Genomic DNA, 22364 nt, shown 5'->3' with positions numbered 1-22364 from the left:
GGGTGGTGCGGCGGTCTGGTATGGTCCAGGCTGCCGCCTTCGTCGTTTGTGCGTTTGGACGCCGGAAAACGCCCGGTCCATGTCCGTACCCGCCGGTTACAATTCTGACAGTATGGCCTGCCGTCCACGCCACGATTGTCATGCTGCCAGGCGCGGAGCAGACCCCAAGAATGGGAGATTTCATCGTATGACATTGTCAGCCGCAATCATCCTTGCCGCAGGTGAAGGTACCCGTATGCGTTCTGCCACACCAAAAGTGTTGCATACGCTTGCCGGCAAGACCTTCCTCGAGCGGGTTATGGCGTCCGTCGCGGGGCTTGATCCTGAAACCCTCGCCGTGGTGGTCCATTACCAGGCCGAGCGTGTCGCCCAAGCTGCGCGTTCCTATAACGAATCGGTCGAAATCGTCCATCAAGACGACCTGCCCGGCACCGGACGCGCAGTCCAGTGTGCGATGAATCAGCTCGCTGCAGAAGGCAAAGCCGCGGGGACCGTGCTGATCGCCGCATCCGATATGCCGCTGCTGGATACCAACACCCTTGCTGGATTGCTTGACTATCATCGCACCAGCGGCAATGATGCGACGGTCTTGACTACTGTGCTCGACGACCCGACCGGGTACGGTCGCATCATCCGTGACAGCGACGGCAGCGTGCTGCGCATCGTCGAACAGAAGGACGCCAACAGCAGCGAACTGGCGGTTCGTGAGGTCAACACGTCCGTCTACGTATTCGATGCGAAAGTCTTGGCCGCTGCCATCGCCGGCCTTGACTCCAAGAACGCGCAAGGCGAATTCTACCTGACCGACGCGTTGGAAACCGCCCGCCGTACCGGACGGGTTGGGGCGTGGGCGGCTCCGGATCCCCTAAGCGTCGAAGGGGTCAACGACCGCGTGCAGCTTGCCGCGCTTGCCGGCGCGCACAACCGTCGGATTTGCGAATACTGGATGCGTCAGGGCGTGACCATCCTTGATCCGTCAACCACCTGGATTGAGGATGACGTGCGTATCGAACGCGATGCCGAAATCCTGCCAGGCAGCTTCCTGCAAGGGAAAACCACCATCGGCGAAGGCGCGGTCGTCGGCCCGTACACCACGCTCATCGATGCGACGATCGACGCCGAGGCTCATGTGGAACGTTCCCGCGTCCAGGAGTCGCATGTCGGCCGTGGCGCGAATATCGGTCCATGGACGTACATGCGCCCGGGCAACGAACTGGGCGAAGGCACCAAGGCCGGCGCATTCGTCGAAATGAAGAAAGCCCATATCGGCGACGGTACCAAGGTGCCGCATTTGAGCTATATCGGCGACGCCCAGCTCGGCGAACACACCAATATCGGCGGCGGCACCATCACCGCCAACTACGACGGTGTGCACAAGAACCGTACCAAGATCGGCTCCAACGTCCACGTGGGCGCCGGCAACATGTTCGTCGCGCCGGTTGAGATCGGCGACAACGTCACCACCGGAGCGGGATCGGTCGTCCGCCACGACGTGCCCGACGACGCGATGGTATACTCCGAGAACACACAACACATCATCGAGGGCTGGAAGCCCGCTTGGGAGCGCTGATATGACCGCATTGCAAAGTTCCATCGACGCCGTCCGCATCGCCGCAGCCGCAGCGGACCGCATGAAAGGCACGGATATCGTCGCCTTCGACGTGACCGGCCCGATTGCCATCACTGATGTGATGATGATCGTCACCGCGTCCAATGAACGCCAGGTGCTCGCCGTCGCCGAGGAAATCGAGAAGGATCTGTACACCAAGGGCGGTCATCTGCAGCCGCGTTCGCGCGAAGGCCTGCAGGAAGGCCGTTGGGTGCTCCTTGATTTCGGCGACTTTGTGATTCACGTGATGCATGAGGAGGAGCGGCGCTTCTACCGGCTTGAAAGCTTGTGGAAGGATTGCCCGGCCATCGATCTGCAGTTGCCCGGCGCTCCTGAAGGCGCGGGCACGGATGCCGCCGCCGCGGCCGCCGACGAGCAGTGAGTATGGCAAACCGTATGCTCCGTATGGGCGGCGAATATCACGGTCCTGAGCATCGCCGCGTCCAGCCGACCGGCCCGCATGTCAGGTCGATCATTATCGTGCGGCACGGACGGACCTCCTACAATGAGCAGCATCGTCTGCAAGGCCAGGTGGATATTCCGCTTGACGAGGTTGGTGCGTGGCAAGTGCGTCAGACGGCGCAAACCTTGCGTGAGTTGTACGTTGAAGGCCGTCCCGATATTCCCAAGCAGCTCGTTGTCTGCTCCGACTTGGGTCGTGCCGTGCAGACCGCCCATGCGTTCGCCGATCCGCTCGGTTTGGATGTGCATCCGGACGCCCGCGTCCGCGAACGCAGCTTCGGCGCATGGGAAGGCCTGCGTCTTGAGGAGCTTGAGCGGGATTTCACCGAGGACTACCAGTCGTGGCGTCATTTCGCCGGTGGAGAGCTCAAGCATGGCGCCGAGCCGAAAGGCGCGGTGGGGGAGCGCGGCGTCGAAGCGATCGACGACTGGTCGCATCGTGCCGGCCCGGACACCACGCTGTTCATTTTCTCCCATGGGGCGTGGATTTCCCAGACCTTGCAAACCCTGCTGGGCATGGCATCAGGCAATCATGACTTCGGTGCGATGACATCCATGTTCAACGCCCATTGGGCGCGGTTGACCGGTGCCGATCAGCCGGACGGCACGGTCCGTTGGAGAATGACCGAATACAACCATGGTCCCGCGATTGCGGACACCGACCAGTGGGAAGCCCCGACGCTGCACTGATTGCTGGGTGCCCATTATCCTGCCGCCGCAGTCCCTCTCCTACACAAACTGGCTACGCTAATAAGCAGCCAAGCGTAGCCAGTTGGTATGCGCACCCAAACTGGTGACGCAACGGAGGCCGTGAGCGTAGACAGTTTGTATAGTTACTCAAACTGGTTACGCTTGGGTGCGGCTGTGTGTAGATAGTTTGTGAATGGGCGTGCGCCGGTCCCAGCCATGTCGCGTGCCGACTGTGTGACGATTCCGGCCACGTGCCGATACTGACCATGCTGCGGGGCATGCCATGTATGTTGTTCACCGTGTGTTCATCTCTTGCCTTCCGTTCGATTATCATCGAAGGCGAGGGGTGATCGCTATGACCACATCACATGCGCACATGCCCGGCATCGAAGTCGCGGCGGAAAGAGGGCGGCGCACGTCGCGCATACCGGCGTGCGTGAACCCGATTTGGCGGGGAGCCGTCCGCCAGCCAGCAGTAGCCGGCACGTTCTACCCGGCGGATCCGGATGCGCTGCGGAACATGATCGACCGGCAGCTCGACTATGCGCGCACCTCGCTGTCCCATCAGCAGCAGCCCAATCGGCTGCCCGAAGGCACTCCGAAAGCCGTTATCGTGCCCCACGCGGGATACATCTACTCGGGCACCACAGCAGCTGTCGCCTATAGCCTGCTCGCCCGGGGGCGCGGCGAGATTCACCGGGTCCTCATCATCGGCCCCACCCACCGTGTTCCGGTGCACGGATCAGCCTGTTGCACCGCAGGTGCGTGGCGCACGCCATTCGGCGTCATGCCAATCGACACGGAAGCCGAATGCGACGCACTCGATGCCGGTACGCCCGGCCTCATCGTCAACGATGACACGCACCAGCGGGAGCACGCCGTCGAAGTCCAGCTTCCTTGGATCCAGCGCACGCTTGGCGGGAACGTCAGCATCATTCCCATCAATGCGGGAGACACCACGCCCCAAGAGCTCGGCACGTTGATTGAGCGGTTCTGGGAAGATCCCGGGACTGTCATCATCATCAGCTCGGATTTGTCACACTACCATCCTGAACATGTCGCCCGCAGCCTTGATGACGACACCATCTGGCGCATCGCCACCCGGACCATGCCGATCGTACCCGACCGCGCCTGTGGTGCCTACCCGGTCAACGGGCTGATCGACGTGTGCATACGGCACAACCTTGCCATCAGGCCGCTCGGCTGCTCGACATCAGGCGATGATGGAGCGCTGGCGCTCGCGGGCGGTGACGGTCTGCCCATGCGTCGGCCGGATATGGCCGATCGCGACCAGGCAGTCGTCGGCTATGCGTCTTTCGCTGTGTGGAACCAAGATGACGGTTCAGCGCGTCATGTACGCGTGCAAGAACCGCCCGAACGTGAGGATGCAGGACCGCAATTGCCTCCGGAAGCACAACACGTGCTGCCCGGTCTTGCCCGCGCGGCGCTTGCCCGGTATTGCGGCATCGACACCGATGAGCCGACCGCTCAAGAGACAAGCCAGACGCATCCTTGGCTGAACCGCGATGGAGCCAGTTTCGTCACCTTGCGCGAGCAAGGCGATTTGCGGGGTTGCATCGGCTCGTTGGAGGCGACTCGGCCGCTGGGTGAGGATATCGCCTGCCACACCGTGGACGCCGCAAGCCACGACCCGCGGTTCAGGCCGGTGGCGCCGTGGGAGTATCCGGGCATCAGCATCGAAGTGTCCGTGCTGTCCCCGAAACGGGCGTTGCCGGTATCTTCACGCGCTCAGTTGGAAGCTTCGCTCGTACCTCGGCGCGACGGACTCGTCATCGATGACGGGCATGGGCATCATGCCACGTTTCTGCCGCAAGTATGGGACCAGCTGCCGCATCCGCATGATTTCGTCGGCCACCTGCTGGCAAAGGCAGGGCTGCGCGCGGACACCACGTGGAATGATGCGCGCTTCGCCGCATGGACATACACGGTAAGCGTCTACGATGAGAAGGAAACGGGTGCCGATGCATCGGGCAGGGCTACCGGCGAGGAAAGGAAGCATCATGCATGAACGCAAGGCGCAGGCGTCGCATGGCGCCACGGATGCCGGGCAGCCGCTCGACCAGCCGCATCCGGATGAGGTCGCGGCTTCGATGCGTGGTGGATTTCAGCCGACCAGCCCGTTCCCGCACACCTATGAGTCGCCGTCGCCTCAACCGGACGGCAGGCGCGATATGGCTTCCGCGCCTGTAGCGGGTAATCGCGCGACCGGTCGATGGCAGCATCGTCTTGAAGACGGCAGAGTCCAATGCGACTTGTGTCCGCGCGGCTGCAAGTTGCGGGACGGCCAGCGTGGCTTCTGCTTTGTGCGTTCCAACCATAACGGGGTTATCGTGCTGGATACCTACGGGCGAAGCTCCGGATTCGCGCTGGATCCGGTGGAGAAGAAGCCGCTGAATCATTGGCATCCGGGCACGGCAATTCTCAGTTTCGGTACCGCCGGATGCAACAGCGGGTGCCGTTTCTGCCAGAATTGGGATATTTCGCGATCGCGGATTTGGGACACGTATGCGGTCGAAGCGCAGCCGGACGATATCGTCCGTGCCGCCCAAGGGTGCGGTGCCCCGTCCGTGGCGTTCACGTACAACGATTCCGTAGTGTTCGCGGAATACGCCATCGACACCGCGCATGCCTGCCGCGATCACGGTATCGGCACGGTGGCGGTCACGGCAGGATACATGTCTGCTTGCGCGCGACCTGAATTCTACCGGTATATGGATGCGGCGAATATCGATCTGAAAGGGTTCACCGAGGATTTCTACTGGCATGACACCGGTACGCATCTGACCGATGTGTTGGCGACGATCGACTATGCGGTCAATGCGGCTGATACGTGGGTGGAATTGACGACCCTGCTTATTCCCGGCCATAACGATGACGACAAGACCTTGCACGCGGAATGCGCGTGGCTGCGTGAGCATTGCGGGCGTGACGTGCCGTTGCATTTCAGCGCGTTCCATCCCGACTACCATATGCTGGACGTGCCGCCGACACCCAAGGAACGACTGTTGCACGCCCGCAGGATCGCGTTGCAGGAAGGCTTGCGTTACGTGTACACAGGCAATGTGTCGGATCGGGATGGCGGCACTACGTTCTGCCCGTCCTGCGGGGCGCGGCTGATCGAGCGCGACTGGTATGACATCACTGGATATCGGCTGACCGCCGACGGTACATGCCCTGATTGTGGGGCGATTGTCCCTGGCGTGTGGGACAAGCATCCAGGCACATTCGGCGGGATGCATCTGCCGGTTGATATTCGCCGGTATACGGCACAATAACGGGCATGACAGCGCAAGAGCGCGCTACGACAATATGACAAGGGCGACGGCGGACGGGTTTCCGTCTTGCCGTCGCCCATGTCAACACGGGTTGGACAACCTGATCGGCTCACCAGCGGAGCGCCTACGATGTCGTGTCGTGCGCCCAGGATTGCGCCGGTCAGTGTCGCGGCTCAGTCCTTTTCGATGACCGTGCCGGCCTTCGCGCCTGCGGTCAGATCATCGATTTCGGTGACTTCCAGCACCGGCACTACGGCAGGCTTCTTGGTGCCGTTGCGCTCGGCGACTTTGACCTGCTCCTCGTAGATCGCATCGTCGCTGTGCAAGGTCACTTTGCCGCGGAAACGATAGCCGGTTTTGGTTTTCAGGTCCGCAACACCGATGACCAGTTCGCTGCCATCGAGCAGGTTCTGGTAATGCTGGCGTGCGGTGCGCTCATGGTAGGCGATGTGATGATCGTCGAGCACGAAGGTGGACATCTTCGGTCCGATGTTGAGCTGGCCGTCTTTGCTGATGGTCGCCACCCAAGGCAGGTGGTTCGCGATGAAATCCTTCATTTCCGGGGTGATGGTAGCCATGATATTCCTTTCGCTCGTGGTCTTGCGTGTGTACCGTCTGGGGGCGCCTTGCACGCCGCCGCATCGCGGCTGCCGACCGGGTCGCCGGCGCCTGTGCGAACCGGTGATATCAGCTTACGGCAGTTTTCCTGTCATTGACGGCATGAAACGGGGGATTGTGAGGTATCTCACGACGGTTTCGCCGCGGGCGTTGAACCATCGGAGGAACGGGATATCGCACGAAGATCGGCGGCTGCGGCCTGATGGACGATTCGTGCCTCAAGGCGGAGGCGATGATATTTCAGTGAGGTGAATCTTGCGAAAAATCGGATGGCAGTCGGGCGTGTTCTTTCCTGGTGATGGCTATCGTAAGTACGACGAAAGCGACGATTGCCCGCACCTGTGTCGGCGTATATCGTCCTGAGCATCGAAGCCTACGGGGTGAAGGAGGAGCATCGCATGCGTGCACGCAGCCGCTTCCAGGAATTTCGCAGCCGCATGTCGCGCACATTCCCGCCGAATCTCGCCCGTATCATGCTGTTGTGCTGCGCCGCCCTGTGGGGTGGCAGCTATCTGGTCGCGAAAGTGGCGATGAACGCCATCACGCCCCAATGGCTGATGGCTATGCGCATGACCGGTTCCTGCATGATCATGTTCATCCTGTTCCATCGTGTGATCATTCCAGCGCTCACCCGTGAGATCATCGTTCCCGCGCTTGTTGTGGGCGTCACATATTACGGCACGATGGTGATGCAGACCGAAGGCTTGAAAACCATTGACCCCGGCCGCAGCGCCTTCCTGACCGCCTCGTACTGTGTGCTCACTCCGTTTGCGGCATGGCTGGTCGCCAAGCAGCGCCCCAAGATGATCAATCTCGTCGCCGCGGTCATCTGCCTGACAGGCGTGGGATTCGTCGCTCTGAAACCCGGGTCAGGCTCACTTGCGCTCAGCCAAGGCGATCTGATGACCATCGCGAATGCGGTGATTTTCTCGTTCAATCTCACGTTCCTGGGGCGTTATACCCAGCGGTTCCACCCGATCGCCGTCACGTTCATGCAGTTCGCCGTCGCCGATGTGTTCTTTTTGATCGGTGCGTTGCTTACTGAACCGCTGCCGAATGCGTCGTGGCTTGCGCCTGACGTGATCATGAGTTTCCTGTATTTGCTGATCGGCGCGACCACGATGGCGCAGATCATGCAGAATATCGGTCTCGCCCACGTGCCGCCATCGAGTGCCGCCATCATCATGTGTACGGAAAGCCTGTTCGCTGTCGCTTTTTCTGCCCTGTTCTGGGGCGAGGCGATTGGTTGGACGTCGATTGTGGGCTTTTCGCTGATTTTCGCTGCCATGATCATGTCCGTGGTGACGAAACGCAAGTAGCTGTCGCGGGTGCAATGCGGTTGTATCACAAACCGGTGCGCGGTATTCGAGCTGGGACTCGCACGTCACCGGTGTGGGAAGAACCCGCGCATGCACCCTTCTGCCGACGCTGAGTGTGTCGTGAGTGTCGGCAGAAGCAGGGAGTCGTCGCGATTGTCTCGCGAGACCGATGTGCCGTGAATGCGCTGCGCGTCAATCTTGGCAGAATGCGATGGCACCAAGCCGAATCACAGGGAGCGGCAGCGTCCCGGCGATTACTTTTCCAGTGAGCCGAGTTCCATGAAATTGGCCAGATCGTCGAGGCCAAGTCCCGCATAATCTTTGATATTCGTCACTTGCGGGCCGTCAAAGACCACGCCTTCAGGCGTGAATCCGGTGATCGCGACGACCGTGGCTCCGCTGGCGCCGCCGGATTGCAAGCCGACAGGAGAATCCTCGAACACCAGGCAATCAGACGGGTCGGCGCCCACGATTTCAGCGGCGCGCAGGTAAGGCGCCGGATCCGGCTTCGCCGCCAGTCCGTCCTCGCCGCAGACATATCCTACGAATGCGCCTTCAGGAGCCTGACGCGCCATATTGTCAACCATCGCGCGTGGGGAGGCGGACACGATCACGTTCGGGATGCCGGCATGCGAAAGCAGGTCAAGCAGTTCGACTGCGCCCGTCGCCCAGCATGGCTTCTCACGTTCGCGCTCAATCACATAGTTGACGATTTCCGATCGTAGCAATTCCGTATCCACCGGCGAGGGAATGTACTCCTGCACGATTTGCAGCAGGCGAGGGGTGGACTGGCCGCGCGCACGCAACGGTACTTCTTCGCTGAACGTGCCGCCATGCAGTTCGATGACATGCTGTTCGGCTGCAGCCCAGTAGATTTCCGAATCGATCAGTGTTCCGTCCATGTCCCAGAACACAGCTGCCGGAAGGCTTTCCGGCGCTTCGAGCACGGCGGACGATTGAGAAAGTGTCAAGGTGTCGTTGAAAGTCACCCGGCTCATTATGCTCATATGCGCGAACAAATAGGCTGCCGATCGCCGGCAAAGCGCTACCTCTGCGCCGCTGGTGCAATGCTGGGAGAACGACATCGCAACGGCTTAACCGATACATCACCCGGTTGTGACATGCATCCACATGGTGAACATGTGTGAGCATGACGCGATTTTTCAGCACCTGCCCAGCGTATTCCTGTCTTTTTCGATAAAGTCAAGCATGTGAAGAACTTTTTCAAGGGAATATCTGTGCCGCAGCTTGTCGCCGGTGCACTCGCCGCGGTCACCTCGTTCTTGCTGTCAGCCAAGATCGGTATTGCCGGTTCAGTCATCGGTGTGGCTGTAGGTTCGATCGTATCTGCGGTGTCATCGCAGCTGTATCAGAACATTCTCAAGGCGTCATCGGAAAAACTCCAGGATGTCAAAGGTGTTGATGACGAGCATCCGGACAGCGATGACGACAGCCAGTCGAACGATGCAGATGAAGGGGATGGGGAAGCCGCCAAGCCTCGACAGGTCAGCAGCGGCGAGACCACCGTGCTGCCCGCCCAGCATGAAGGGCAAGGCACGTCTGATGCGACACGGGCCATGCCCGCTGCCGGCGCGGCGGACGCGACCACGGTAATCCAGCCCGGGGATGACGCCACGCGCGTCATCGCAGGTGGGCTTGCGGACGACGCGCACCTTGAAACGCATGGCGGCGCGGGCGGACGTAAAGCGCGGGTTGTCGTCTCCGGCGAGCAGACCGGGAGCGCGGCGGCTCGGCATCTCACCGGCACGACAAGCAACGGACGCACCCGCAACGCTAAACGTGTGGCGATTATCGTGTCTGTGGTCAGCGCGCTGGTCGCTGTCGGCATCACCGCAGGCGTCATCATGCTGATCACTCGTGGTCAGGGTACGGATAGCGTGGTACGGGATATGGTCGGCACCGCGCGGGTGACGCCGAAGCCGACACCGAGCGAATCGCAGATGCAGGACGACAAGGACAGCCAATTCAACCGCCCGAGCACCTCGCCGTCTGCGACCGCGAGCGCGTCGCCATCGGCGAGTTCCAGCGCCTCTGCGTCTGCAACCCCAAGCTCCTCGCCGTCTTCATCGGCGACCGCGTCCCCGTCTGCGAGCGCGTCGAGCAGTGCGGGCACAGACTCGAATTCAGGCTCGGGCTCGGACTCGTCGTCCAGCTCGAACGGCGCAACCGGCTCGAATTCCGGTTCGTCCGACTCGTCGGGCTCCGGGACAACGGATTCAGGGGCTGGTACATCAGGGGCTGGTTCATCGTCCTCAAGTTCGACCGATGGGTCCGGGGCAACGGCAAACTGAACAATCCATAACGGGCGGTTGCGTGAGGCGCCGCCCGTTATGTTTGCCGCGTCAACTCGGCTAGATGCCGAATGCGTGACCGCGGACGAGAATCACCACGCCAAGCGCGATAAGCACGAGTGGAAACACGTACCGATCCGAGCGTTCTAGCCACTCGCCGATGCCTGGTCTGGTGGCGATGAACCGCGCAAGGAGCACAAGCACGGTGACCAGGATGAGGAACACCACGCAATATACGGCGACCACAGGGAGCGTGTTGGATACGAATACCGGCACGTACACGCCGATATTGTCCCCGCCGTTGGCGAATGTGACCGCGGCGACCGTCGGCAAGGTGACGCCTTTGCCTTCGCCGGTCTCATCGTCGTCGTTGCCGCGGATGCTGTCCCAGCCGGCTTTGATGCCGAGCGCCAGTGGAATCAGGCCGAAGTAGGGGATTGCTTCGGCGGGTAGCAGGGTGACTGCGCCGTATGAGGCGACGGCGGCGATGATGAGGATGCCGAGAAAACCGAGATACTGGCCAAGCAGGATGGTTCGTGTTGTCCCGCGATGTTTTGCGCCGCGGGCGAAGAACAGGGCGAGCACGATGATGTCGTCAATGTTTGTGACGGCGAATAGTGCCACGGCTTGGATGATGGATGCGATCATGGCGGATTCCTCCCGATTGGCTGATGTCCAGTGTGTCTGGTGCGTGATGCGTGGAGTGTGGTGTGCGTAGATTATCGCTGTCGGCTTGTCGCCGATGGTTGTTGGTCTCTTGCTGCCGGCAGTCGACTGATGTGCTGCGATTCCGGCTTCACTGGCATTGTTGACGCTGCTGACTGTATTTGACTGTGTTGACTCGTGACTCTCTCGCCGCCGCTGGCCTTACGTTCCCCAAGCGCGATATATCAACCAACAGCAGCTATCCGAGCTGTATTCCAGCTACAGTGTGTCGAAGGGAGGAATCGAATGCGACACGCCGAGAGGGGTGGTCGATTTTGATATTGGTCTGCGATGTTGTAATGTATACGAGGTTCGCGAAGAACGGACAACATAGCTGAAGACCGACCGGGGCTATGGCGCAGCTGGTAGCGCATCTCCATGGCATGGAGGGGGTCGGGGGTTCGAATCCCCCTAGCTCCACGATTTACCCGCATCGCAATCGCGATGCGGGTTTTTTATTCCGTAGCAAGGTCTGATATTGTCGGGGCAACAAGCGCAACCTGCGGATTGTGGATGTGGGTCTCAGCGTCGGCAGAAGCATGGACTGGGGCGTGCCGACAACCCTGTACTCCGCATCGCATACCCGCCAATCGCGACGGCTCAAACGGCTCAAGTTGACCATCAGACAAACGCGCGCTGAACATCGCGTTACGTCATGGGGTGAAACCGCGGGAAGACGGTTTCGTCCCAGCCGTGAGGGATTATGCTTATTTGGGATTCTTCGGCGGTCGCCGCGACTCGTTTGGAGTCAGGCCGCGGAACATCCACAGAAGGACGGTGGCTCAGGCGCACGATTCGCGTACGGCGAGAGCATAGATGAAAGGCAGGTGAGCGCATGCTGAGAATGTTCAGCACCATCAACGGTCAAGTGGAGCAGATCGAGAAACCGGAAAACGGCGCATGGTTATGTCTTTCGGAGCCGACCGACGTGGAGCTCGCCACGGTCTCCCAGGAAACCGGCATCGATCTGGCCGACCTGCGCGCCCCGCTCGATGACGAGGAACGTTCCCGCGTGGACGCCGAAGACGATTACACGATGATCATCGTCGACATCCCGACCGTCGAGGAACGCAGCGGCCGTGACTGGTACGAGACCATCCCGTTGTCGATTATCGTCACACAGAACCTCATCATCACCGTGTGCATGCAGGACACGCCCGTCCTCCACCCCTTCATGGAAGGCACCATTCGAGGCTTCAACACGTATATGAAGTCGCGGTTCATCCTGCAGATCCTGTACCGCAACGCCACGATGTACCTGCGATACCTGCGCATCATCGACCGCGAAACCGACAAACTCGAACTGCGTTTGCGCCACTCGATGCAAAACCGTGAAATCCTCATGCTGCTCGAATTGAGCAAGACCTTGGTCTACTTCACCACGAGCCTGAAATCCAACGAAATCGTGATGGAAAAACTCACCACGCTCTCACGGATCAAGCAATACCCGGAGGACGAGGATCTGCTTGACGATGTCATCACCGAAAACAAGCAGGCAATCGAGATGGCGAACATTTACAGCGGGGTCCTTGCGAACATGACCGACGCCTTCGCTTCGATCGTGTCCAACAACCTGAACAATGTGATGCGCATCTTCACCATCATCTCCATCGCGTTGTCCATTCCGACGCTCGTGTTCTCCATGTACGGCATGAATTTCCAGACCGGCATGCTTGGTATGCCGCTGACGGCCAGCAAATGGGGCTTCCTTATCGTCATCGTCCTCGCCATTGCCGCGGGCGGCCTGACTGCATGGTTCCTCGCCCGTTCCCGTCTATTCAAGTGATGTGAGCCTGAGCCCGGGCGCCTGCCGATCGGCATACCGCCTAGGTAGACACCAGAAGGTAAGGTCAGACACCAGACGCTCGCCATCGCCGCCGGTGATTCGCAGGCCGGTGACACACGGCAGCAGCATATGGCGGCGACACTCACAACGGCGACGCATACCACTGCGACACGCGTAGCCGCGATACGCACAACGGAGGTGATCAGATGCGCACACCACGACGAATACTTGCCACTGTGCTTTGCTGCGCCCTCGCGGCCGCATCTCTGACAGGCTGCGAAGGCGCCTCAGACGCGTCCGCCAATCTGCCGGAAGGCCCGACCATCACCATCGGCGTCGCCGCAGACATGCCGGGATTGAGCCGCTTGCACGACGGCTCCTACTCCGGATTCGACGTGAATGTCGCCACCTACGTGGCCAATGAGCTCGGTTATGCGAAAAAGCAGATCATGTTCAGGTCGGTCACCGTCTCCGATTACAGCAAACGGCTCAACGACCGCTTCGTCGACATCGTCGCGGCACCCCTGCCAATCGGAATCACCTCCAGCGACGACGCCACAACCTTCGCCGGCCCGTATTTGAGCGCCGCGCAAGGACTGCTCGTCCGCGCCGACGACGCCGACACGATTACCGGCACCGATGACCTGGCAGGCCATACCGTGTGCACCGTCACCGGGTCGGGAGCTTCCGACGGCATTCGCAGCCTCCAGCCCAAGGCGCGCATCCAGGAGCGTGCGACCTACCTGCAATGCGTCACCGCGCTGCTCGTCGGGGAGGCTGACGCAGTCAGCGGTGATGACGCGGCGCTCGCCGGTCTCGCCGCGAACGAAGGATCGCAGTATCTGCACGTTGTATCCGGCCGATTCGGCACGTCCTTGCACGCCGTAAGCGTCAAGGCGGGGGAGAGCGCACTCGCCTCGAAAATCGACGCGATCCTCAAGCAGATGGTCACCTCCGGCACTTGGCGCTCTTTTGCCGATGAGATGACCAATCAGCTCGGTTACCACCCGTCCGCGAAGCTCAATCCGCCGACAATACGTTCGGATAATGGATAGGCACTCGCGTCGTGTCCCGTTGTGCGGCAATAATCCTTGTTTATGACCGACAACACGCAAGCACACGAAGGCGAGCCAGCGTACCGCTATAACGCGAAGCTCGCACAGACCATCGAGGAAAAGTGGCAGAAGACCTGGGAAGAGCAGGGCACGTTCTGGGCGGCGAATGTCAAGGGTGACCTGACGGACGGCAACGGCGAGAACGCCGACGGCCGCACCCCCTACTTCGCCATGGACATGTTCCCCTACCCGTCCGGCAAGGGCCTGCACGTCGGCCACCCGCTCGGATATCTGGCCACCGACGTGGTCAGCCGCTACCACCGCATGAAGGGCGAGAACGTCCTGCATGCCATGGGTTATGACGCTTTCGGTCTGCCGGCCGAGCAGTATGCGGTCCAGACCGGCCAGCATCCACGCGTCACCACGGAGCAGAATATCGCGAATATGAGCCGCCAGCTGCATCGCATGGGACTGAGCTTCGACAACCGCCGCAGCTTCGCGACCATCGACCCTGATTACATGCGCTGGACGCAGTGGATTTTCTCCCGCATCTACGATGCTTGGTACGACCCTGATTTCGTCCGCCGCGACGGCGGCAAGGGTTCCGCCCGCCCAATCAGCGAACTGGTCGAGAAGTTCAAGTCCGGTGCCAAGCCAATCCCCGGCTTCGAAGACAAGGCGTGGAGTGATCTCAACGCCCGCCAGCAGGCCGACGTGCTCAACGATTTCCGTCTCGCCTACATCTCCAAGTCCCCGGTCAACTGGTGCCCGGGCCTTGGCACGGTTCTGGCGAACGAGGAAGTCACTGCGGAAGGTCGCTCCGAACGCGGCAACTATCCGGTTTTCCAGCGCGAGCTGCGCCAGTGGTCGATGCGCATCACCGCGTATGGCCACCGACTGATCCAAGATCTCGACACCATCGACTGGCCTGAGAAGGTCAAGCTCATGCAGCGCAACTGGATCGGCGAATCCCACGGTGCTGCCGTGCATTTCCCGGTCGCCTCGGAAGACGGCGAACAGGATATGGAAGTCTATACGACACGTCCCGATACCCTGTTCGGCACCACCTTCGCGGTGGTCTCCCCGGAACACGAACTGCTTGAGCATGTTCCCGCCGCTTGGCCGCAGGATGTGCCCGAAGCATGGAAGGGCGGGTACGCGACTCCGAAGGAGGCTGTGCACGCGTACCGGCTTGCTGCTGAGGCGAAAACCGCCAAGGACCGTGTCGACGAGGGCGGCGAGAAGACCGGCCTGTTCACCGGCCTGTACGCGACCAACCCGATCACCGGCAAGCAGCTGCCAATCTTCACCGCCGACTACGTGCTCATGGATTACGGCACTGGCGCGATTATGGCGGTGCCTGGCGGCGACCAGCGCGATTACGATTTCGCCGCCAAGTTCGGTCTGCCGGTCATCTACACCGTCAAGCCGCTGCCCGGCTCAAACGACGACCTCGCCAACTATGAGGGTAAGGCCCCGTTCGTCTCCCATGATGGCATCGTCGTCAACTCTTCGACCGACTCCACTTATGCGAAGGGCGACAGCCTGTCGCTCGACGGTCTGCGTGTTGACGAGGCAATCGACAAGGTCATCGGTTGGCTGGAAGCCGCCGGCGTCGGCAAGGGCACGGTCAGCTACCGTCTGCGCGACTGGCTGTTCAGCCGCCAGCGCTACTGGGGCGAGCCGTTCCCGATCGTCTACGACGAGGACGAGGTGCCGCATCTGCTGCCCGACAGCATGCTGCCGATCAACCTGCCCGACGTGCCGGACTACAGCCCGAAGACCTTCGACCCTGAGGACGCCGAATCCAACCCGGAGGCGCCGCTCAGCCGCAACGACGACTGGGTGAACATCACCCTCGACCTGGGCGACGGTCCCAAGCAGTATCATCGCGACACGAATACCATGCCGAACTGGGCGGGGTCCTGCTGGTACTACATGCGCTACATCGACCCCAAAGACGCCGAGCACATGGTGGAGACCGACGAGTTCAACTACTGGATGGGCCCGCACCACAACAAGACCGCAGGCGAATCCGGCGGTGTCGACCTGTACATCGGCGGCGTGGAGCATGCGGTGCTGCACCTGCTGTATTCGCGCTTCTGGCACAAGGTCCTGTACGATCTGGGATATGTCAGCTCGCCGGAACCGTTCCACAAGCTGTTCAACCAGGGCATGATTCAGGCTTACGCCTACACGGACGACCGCGGACAGTACGTGCCGGCCGACGAGGTCGAGCAAGGCCCGGCCGGCCCGGACGGCGAACCGACCTTCACCTGGCACGGCCAGCATGCGAACCGCGAGTTCGGCAAGATGGGCAAGAGCCTGAAGAACATCGTCACCCCGGACTACATGTACGAGAACTACGGTGCCGACACCTTCCGCCTGTATGAAATGAGCATGGGCCCGCTGGACGAGTCCCGCCCGTGGAACACGCGCAACGTGATCGGCGGCATGCGTTTCCTGCAACGCCTGTGGCGTAACGTGGTCGACGAGAACACCGGCGAAGTCAAGGTCTCCGACGATCCGATGGACGAGAAGACCTTGAAGCTCCTGAACAACACGATCGCCGACGTGACCGTGGAAATGGAGAACATGCGCCCGAACACGGCAATCGCCAAGCTCATCGTGCTCAACAACCACCTGACTGGTTTGAAGGCCGTCCCGCGCGCCGCCGTGGAGCCGCTGATTCTCATGCTCTCGCCGATCGCCCCGCATATTTGCGAGGAACTGTGGAACCGTCTGGGGCACGCCGAGTCGCTCGCCCATGAGCCGTGGCCGAAGGCTGATGAACGCTACGTCGGTCAGGATACGGTCACCGCGGTCGTGCAGATCAAGGGCAAGATTCGCGCCAAGCTGGAGGTCAGCCCGGATATCGCGCCCGAAGAGCTCGAAAAGCGCGCGCTCGAAGCGGTTGCCGACCGTCTCGGCGGCAAGGAACCGCGCAAGGTGATTGTCAAGGCCCCGAAGATCGTGTCGATCGTCCCGGCGGAGTGATTCGCCGGCCAAAGGTGTTCCCGCATCGGGGAAGCATCCTTTGACCACATTTGCCTTGACGGCGTGCAAAGCACCCATGTCCCCGGCATGCTGGAGACATGGGTGTTGTATTTTCCGAGTATGATGACGCGTCCCCGGGCAGTCTGCTTTCGCCGCCTCCGCCGCCTTGTAGAGCAGGGGCGGCGGCCGAGTCCGCCGGCGGGACCGAAACGAACACTGCCTCAGTAGCCGCATCTGAGACAGGCCTGGCCCCTGCCGGCGAATCAGCCGGACCAGCAACCGGCACGGGGTATACCAGCCTCGCCGCGCTCGCCGGCGTGAGAAGCACAGACGCGGTCGCGGCATGCCAAGGCACACCGGGGGAGCGTCGCCCGCGACTGACCTGCACCCCCGGTCAGGCAGCCATCATCATGCTCATACTCATTGGCGCGTTATGCGCCAGTTTGGGGCTCCTGATTCGGCAATCCGTCAATCTTGCACGGCTTGACGGGCACGATGCCGCCACCCATGCACCCGCCGCCCCTACCACGGGATCGGCCTTCGCGTCCCCGAACGACGCGACACCAGATGCCGGCACAGTCGCCGGCGGGCAGTCGCAGGCAGGGGAAGACGGGCAGAGCGGACAATCCGGTGTCGTACAACAGTCGGACGCGCCTGCGCCGACACCGGCTGCAACGGATGACGGGCGTATCGACATCAACACTGCGGATGCCGCACAGCTGCAAACCTTGAACGGCGTCGGTCCGGTCACCGCGCAACGCATCATCGACTACAGGAATGAGCATGGCCGGTTCTCCAGCGTCGACGATCTGCTCAACGTCAGCGGCATCGGGGCGAAAACCCTCGAAAAACTGCGAGCCCAGGCGGTCGTCCGATGAGCCGGACGTCAACCGGAGTGCGGCTCGATGGCCGCCACGATTTGAGACTGCTGCCCGTCGCCATTGCCATGTGGGCGGGGGAGCTCGCCGCCTCGGCAGTCTGCAACCGTGCCAACCTCGCTTCCGGCGCCTCCCCGGGCGCCACGGTATGGACGGCGTCCATGATGCCCGTTCTTCTTGTGGTTTTTCCTGCCAGCCTCGCATTGCTCGCAGCGATGATATATGCCCGACGCAGCCTTGCCTGCATTATCCGCACCGCATGGCGGGGCACGGTTCCCACAGGCGCAGGCATCGTGCTGCTAGTCATGGTCCTTACGGCGAGCGGGGCAGGAATACTGGTCTCAAGCGCCCACCAGCGGACGCAACAACGTGATCCAGCCATGCGTGTAGCCCAACAGACGTCAGCGTCGCGACTATCCACGCTTGATATGCGTATCGACACGCCGATGACCGCATCATCGAGACGCGGGGCTGATTGCCAAGCGGATGTCACCATCATCGGCGTGCAAGAAGCTGCGCGCGTGACACCCTCGCATGCGAGCGCACGGCTGTTCGCCAACGGCGACACCTGTATCAGCCTCGACCACGGCATGCGGATTCGCACACAAGCAAGCGTGAGCCCAGCCGCATTCGGCAGTCGACCGTTGTGGGTGGATGACCTTACGCACACCGGGATTACGCGCGCGCCGCAACCTGCCCGCTCTCTTGCCAATCGGATGCGCCACCGCTTCGCCGCCGTGACCGCGAGACTATCTGATCAGGGCAGGATTCTCGTGCCGGGATTGACTTGCGGTTTGCTTGGTCAGGATTACATCGGCCCGGGATCTTTGGAACAGCCGGACGCCACGTATGCGGCACGGGTCGAACAGGAATTCCGCACGAGTGGCATCATGCACCTGATGGCCGTGTCCGGTGGGCATTTCATCCTCATCGCCCAACTGGCCCAATGGCTGGGCGCCGCCATTCGCCTGCCACGCCCTGTTGCCGCGATCGGCGTTATCGCAGCCTATCAGGGGCTCGCTATCCTCGTGTACCCGTCGGATTCCGTGCTGCGCGCCCAGATCATGGGAACGTTCAGCGCCATCGGCATGCTTTTCGGTCGTCCGCCGCAGACCGCCAGTGCGCTCGCATGGACCACGATTATGGTGTTGGCGCTTGCTCCGGGAAAATCCGCAAGCTACGGGTATGCGCTTTCCAGTGCGGCGGTGCTCGGCATCACTCTGTGCACCCCGCCGTTGCAACGGCGATTGGATCGCCGACTGCCGCACACAGCAAGTCAAGCGGTCGCAACGACCCTGTCCGCGCAGATATTCACCTTGCCCATACAAATCCTTATGGAACCGCAGATCCCGCTGCTGTCCGTCCTTGCCAACATCATGGTGGCGCCGTTTGTCAGCTGGGCCACCATCACCGGGCTGATTGCGCTGATACTCGCGCCGTTCGTGCCGGCTTTGGCGTTCGCGGCCGCATGGCTGGCTAGTTGCGGTACCGCCATCATGGCGTGGACCGCCCATGTGTGCGCGGCCCCGGATTGGACAGCGTTGGCATGGCCGTCCGGCATCCCGGGGGCGCTACTGGCACTTGCCGTGCAAGCGGTCATCGCGTTGCTGCCCGGCATCATCCGTTTGGGTGCGCATGCCATAGGCGACCGTGCAATCCGCTATGGTCGCCCGCGAGCGGGCCGGGAACAATCCGGGCAGGATACATGCACCTTCATGAATCCCGGACACGCACGACGGCCGCACCCGCCGATCGCGGGCAACAGCCGTGCGGGTTGCACTCCGGCGGGACGCCCATGGCGGGCATGCGGGAAGATTGGGGCATGGCTTGCCGAAACACGCGGTATGATCGACGACCAATGGCACCGGCACAATCGATGACTTGTCGCATCCCGATACCTCACACACCCGAAGATGTCCACCGATACAGCGAGATTGGAACCATGGCAGCCACGAAACACACTTTCCCGCCGTTTTACATTGTCTGTGGCGGGGATTCCTACCTCAACGAGGAAGCCGTACGCGATATGCGCCGACAGGCCTCAGCCGCGCGGCCCGACGCAGAAACCGTGGAGCTCGATGCCTCAACGGCAGACCGTTACGCCTTCGACGAAGCCGTCAGTCCCTCGCTGCTGTCGCCCGTATCCATCGTGACCGTCACCAATATGCAGAACGCCGACGAACAGCTCGGCGACAGCATGGTCGCCTACTGCAAGCAGGCAGTCGCCGACCCCGGGCAGGCAAGCATTGTCATCGCCCAGCATGAAGGCGGCCCCAAAGGCAAACGGCTGCTCGACGAGCTCACTCGCGCCGGAGCGCGTGTCGATAAGCCAGCCGACCTGAAAAATCCGAAGGCGAGAGTCCAGTTCGTCACCTCGCAATTCGAACAACGGCACCGGCGGATTGAGCCTGCGGCCGCGCAGCAACTTGTCGCGGTCCTTGGAGAGCGTACTGGCGAGCTCGCCGCCATGTGCGAACAATTGTGCTTCGATTTCGACGATGACCCCATCGGGCTTGATCGTGTGAACCAGTACCTGACCGCCAACCCGCAGGTCACCGGCTTCACCGTCGCCGACACCGCCATGGCGGGCAACACCACACAAGCCATCATCGCCATGCGATCGGCTGTCCAACAGGGCACCGACCCGATCGCGCTCATCGGCGCGCTCGCCCTGAAACTGCGCACCATCGCCAAGGCGTCAGCCGTGCGAGCGGGCACCATTTCCGTGGCTGAAGCGAAAACCAACCCGTGGGTCATGCGCAACACCATGCGCCAGCTGACCGGTTGGACCTCCGCAGGGCTGTCCGCATGCATCCAACAGCTCGCGTGGGCCGACGAACAAAGCAAAACCAACGGCGGCGACCCCGTATACGCGCTCGAACAAGCCATCCAACTCATCGCCCGCAAAGGCAGGCCAGTGGCCTGAACAAGAACCGGACACACCGAACAACCAGACATCGAGAACACGCCATGACACACACCATCAATCCAAACACCAGCGATGCTGGCACAACCCATACCAACGTGGGCGACACCGACACAACCCACAGCGAGACCGGCACGACGCTGAGCGTCGAAGTCCCCACCGCCGACGCGATGCGCGCGCTCGGCATCCGCATCGGCAGCATGCTGCACGGCGGTGACGTCCTGCTCCTGTCCGGGCCGCTGGGAGCCGGGAAAACCACACTCGCCCAAGGTATCGGCGCCGGACTGCACGCCGACGAGCCCGTCGTGTCGCCCACGTTCACCATCGCACGCGAACTGCACGGCCAATTCGCAGACGGTACGCCGGCAACACTCATCCATGTCGACGCCTACCGGCTGGGTGGAAACGCGTACGCGCCGGGACAAGACAGCGTGGACCGGCTGCTTGACGAGCTCGAATCCATCGGCCTTGACGAAGAACTCGACAACCCGAGCGACAACACCGTGATCCTCATGGAATGGGGCGAGCAAATGGCTGCCGCGCTCGCCGACGAACGGCTCGACATCCACATCGGCAGGCCCTTGCCAGCCGCCCCGCACACTGACAGGGGAGCAGAAAGCGCCACGCCGGAACTGACCAGCGACGGCATCAGAACCGTCGAACTCATTCCCATCGGTAAACCATGGCAGCGACGGATTGACGCCATAGCTGACCTCCGGTAAGCGCCGTTCACGTTTTTGCCCGGGCGCTGCAAACTTCAACGCCCGAGCATCACCCGCGCGACAAGAGTAAAGTAACTGAGGATCCGCAAACACGCAGGAGGCACCATGACGCATACGCTGGTCATTGACACATCATATGGTTCGACGGTGGGGCTCGTCGGGCACGAGCCCATCATCGAAACCGACTCGCGAACCCATGTCGAACGCCTCCAAGTCAATATCAGCCGCGCCTGCGAGCAGGCGAACATCCAGCCGCAGGACATTAGCCGCATCATCGTAGGCACCGGTCCGGGGCCGTTTACCGGGCTCAGGGCGGGAATCGTCACCGCCAAGGCGCTCGCTTTTGCGACCGGTGCCCAGCTGATCGGGCAGAACATTCTCGACGCGCAGGTGCTACTCGGCCTCCTGCGCAAGGAAGACGGCAGCCTCACATCTATCACCGGCGAACAGGCGCAAGATGACGACCCCGATCCGGATGGGCCGCACAGGCTCATTCTTGCCGTCAACGATGCCAGGCGCCGCCAACTGTACTTCCAGCTCGTCGATGCGCAAGCCTACCTCGACGCGTTGCGCACCTCGCAACCCGTGGAAGAACGCGGTCGTATCGCCACGTTGATCGGCATGGATATCGACTACCCGGACAATATCGTGCAACGGGTGAACGCCGTCGTCCAACAGCTGCGAGAGGCCGACGGGCGCGGCAGACAGATTGACATCATCGTCGACGTCATCGGACATGGTGCCCAACGCTACAGCCAAGCTTGGAATCAGCTTAAACACCCGGGTACCGTCCTCGATGCATCCCTGCCGGAACAAGGCGAACCAGGATTGCGGGCCTTCGCTGAACTGGCCATGACCCAGCTCAGCGCGGGAGCGACCCCGGCAAGCGCAGAACCCCTGTATCTGCGCCGGCCCGACGTGTCCATCCCCAATCCGCTCAAACACGTGCTCAACCACGGCGCCGCAACCGCAGCCGACATCCGTTGACC

18 protein-coding genes and 1 tRNA gene are annotated in these 22364 nt (G+C 61.6%); 16 read left to right on the top strand and 3 right to left on the bottom strand.

The features are described from left to right. The first annotated feature begins 187 nt into the window (after positions 1-187). The 5 genes from glmU (at position 188) to amrS (ending at position 6057) form a co-directional block, all read left to right on the top strand. Positions 188-1570 (top strand): bifunctional UDP-N-acetylglucosamine diphosphorylase/glucosamine-1-phosphate N-acetyltransferase GlmU, encoded by a 1383-nt coding sequence (gene glmU, locus DSM100238_RS08290; RefSeq protein ID WP_152356187.1) that lies wholly within the window; start codon positions 188-190, stop codon positions 1568-1570. A 1-nt stretch (position 1571) separates the two neighbouring features. Continuing rightward, on the top strand, positions 1572-1991 hold the full coding sequence (rsfS, locus tag DSM100238_RS08285; protein ID WP_152356186.1) for a ribosome silencing factor: 420 nt from the start codon (positions 1572-1574) through the stop codon (positions 1989-1991). 23 nt (positions 1992-2014) lie between these two features. Then, positions 2015-2761 (top strand): histidine phosphatase family protein, encoded by a 747-nt coding sequence (locus DSM100238_RS08280; protein WP_152356190.1) that lies wholly within the window; start codon positions 2015-2017, stop codon positions 2759-2761. Positions 2762-3116: 355 nt separating this feature from the next. Next, positions 3117-4790 (top strand): AmmeMemoRadiSam system protein B, encoded by a 1674-nt coding sequence (gene amrB, locus DSM100238_RS08275; RefSeq protein ID WP_167511120.1) that lies wholly within the window; start codon positions 3117-3119, stop codon positions 4788-4790. After that, positions 4783-6057, top strand: coding sequence for an AmmeMemoRadiSam system radical SAM enzyme (amrS, locus tag DSM100238_RS08270; RefSeq protein ID WP_152356184.1), 1275 nt, complete (start codon positions 4783-4785; stop codon positions 6055-6057). The genes amrB and amrS overlap by 8 nt, the downstream gene beginning before the upstream one ends. Before the next feature lie 173 nt (positions 6058-6230). On the opposite strand, the gene DSM100238_RS08265 is transcribed toward amrS, so the two are convergent. Beyond that, entirely contained in the window at positions 6231-6635 is a 405-nt protein-coding gene (locus tag DSM100238_RS08265; RefSeq protein ID WP_152356183.1) for a pyridoxamine 5'-phosphate oxidase family protein, read from the bottom strand. Between the two features lie 438 nt (positions 6636-7073). Between DSM100238_RS08265 and DSM100238_RS08260 the strand changes: the two genes are divergently transcribed. Further along, a complete protein-coding gene (locus DSM100238_RS08260; protein WP_240812415.1) occupies positions 7074-7994 on the top strand; it encodes a DMT family transporter in 921 nt (306 codons plus the stop codon). A gap of 254 nt (positions 7995-8248) precedes the next feature. Here the strand turns inward: DSM100238_RS08260 and DSM100238_RS08255 are convergent, their stop codons facing one another. After that, positions 8249-8983, bottom strand: coding sequence for an HAD family hydrolase (locus DSM100238_RS08255; RefSeq protein WP_167511119.1), 735 nt, complete (start codon positions 8981-8983; stop codon positions 8249-8251). Between the two features lie 222 nt (positions 8984-9205). Between DSM100238_RS08255 and DSM100238_RS08250 the strand changes: the two genes are divergently transcribed. Then, the gene (locus DSM100238_RS08250) at positions 9206-10306 is read left to right on the top strand and encodes an ABC transporter permease (RefSeq protein WP_152356181.1); all 1101 of its coding nucleotides are present in this window, start codon (positions 9206-9208) and stop codon (positions 10304-10306) included. A 60-nt stretch (positions 10307-10366) separates the two neighbouring features. Here DSM100238_RS08250 and DSM100238_RS08245 read toward each other — a convergent pair whose 3' ends face one another. Next, the gene (locus DSM100238_RS08245) at positions 10367-10954 is read right to left on the bottom strand and encodes a cadmium resistance transporter (RefSeq protein WP_152356180.1); all 588 of its coding nucleotides are present in this window, start codon (positions 10952-10954) and stop codon (positions 10367-10369) included. A gap of 404 nt (positions 10955-11358) precedes the next feature. Between DSM100238_RS08245 and DSM100238_RS08240 the strand changes: the two genes are divergently transcribed. From DSM100238_RS08240 to tsaB, 9 genes are all read left to right on the top strand, one after another. After that, positions 11359-11431 (top strand) — tRNA-Ala (locus DSM100238_RS08240). Between the two features lie 415 nt (positions 11432-11846). Beyond that, a complete protein-coding gene (locus DSM100238_RS08235; protein WP_015451239.1) occupies positions 11847-12797 on the top strand; it encodes a magnesium transporter CorA family protein in 951 nt (316 codons plus the stop codon). A 206-nt stretch (positions 12798-13003) separates the two neighbouring features. After that, on the top strand, positions 13004-13852 hold the full coding sequence (locus tag DSM100238_RS08230; protein ID WP_101452638.1) for a transporter substrate-binding domain-containing protein: 849 nt from the start codon (positions 13004-13006) through the stop codon (positions 13850-13852). A 42-nt stretch (positions 13853-13894) separates the two neighbouring features. Then, positions 13895-16849 carry a leucine--tRNA ligase gene (gene leuS / locus DSM100238_RS08225; protein ID WP_152356179.1) on the top strand — a complete coding sequence of 985 codons (2955 nt, stop codon included), beginning with the start codon at positions 13895-13897 and terminating at the stop codon, positions 16847-16849. A gap of 317 nt (positions 16850-17166) precedes the next feature. Further along, positions 17167-17727, top strand: a complete 561-nt coding sequence (locus DSM100238_RS08220) for a ComEA family DNA-binding protein (RefSeq protein ID WP_033493508.1) — start codon at positions 17167-17169, stop codon at positions 17725-17727. After that, a complete protein-coding gene (locus tag DSM100238_RS08215) occupies positions 17724-19607 on the top strand; it encodes a ComEC/Rec2 family competence protein (protein WP_152356178.1) in 1884 nt (627 codons plus the stop codon). Before DSM100238_RS08220 ends, DSM100238_RS08215 begins: the two co-directional genes overlap by 4 nt. Positions 19608-19669: 62 nt before the next feature. After that, complete coding sequence (gene holA, locus DSM100238_RS08210) at positions 19670-20653, top strand: DNA polymerase III subunit delta (protein ID WP_152356177.1); 984 nt, start codon at positions 19670-19672, stop codon at positions 20651-20653. A 170-nt stretch (positions 20654-20823) separates the two neighbouring features. Beyond that, positions 20824-21375 carry a tRNA (adenosine(37)-N6)-threonylcarbamoyltransferase complex ATPase subunit type 1 TsaE gene (tsaE, locus tag DSM100238_RS08205; protein ID WP_044282524.1) on the top strand — a complete coding sequence of 184 codons (552 nt, stop codon included), beginning with the start codon at positions 20824-20826 and terminating at the stop codon, positions 21373-21375. Positions 21376-21480: 105 nt separating this feature from the next. After that, positions 21481-22362: a tRNA (adenosine(37)-N6)-threonylcarbamoyltransferase complex dimerization subunit type 1 TsaB gene (tsaB, locus tag DSM100238_RS08200; protein WP_152356176.1), complete on the top strand. Its 882-nt coding sequence runs from the start codon at positions 21481-21483 to the stop codon at positions 22360-22362. The last annotated feature ends 2 nt before the right edge of the window (positions 22363-22364 follow it).

Source organism: Bifidobacterium apri, assembly GCF_009299485.1.
Lineage (GTDB): Bacteria > Actinomycetota > Actinomycetes > Actinomycetales > Bifidobacteriaceae > Bifidobacterium > Bifidobacterium apri.
Note: the sequence above shows the minus strand (reverse complement) of the source record. Positions and strands in the feature narration are given on the sequence as shown.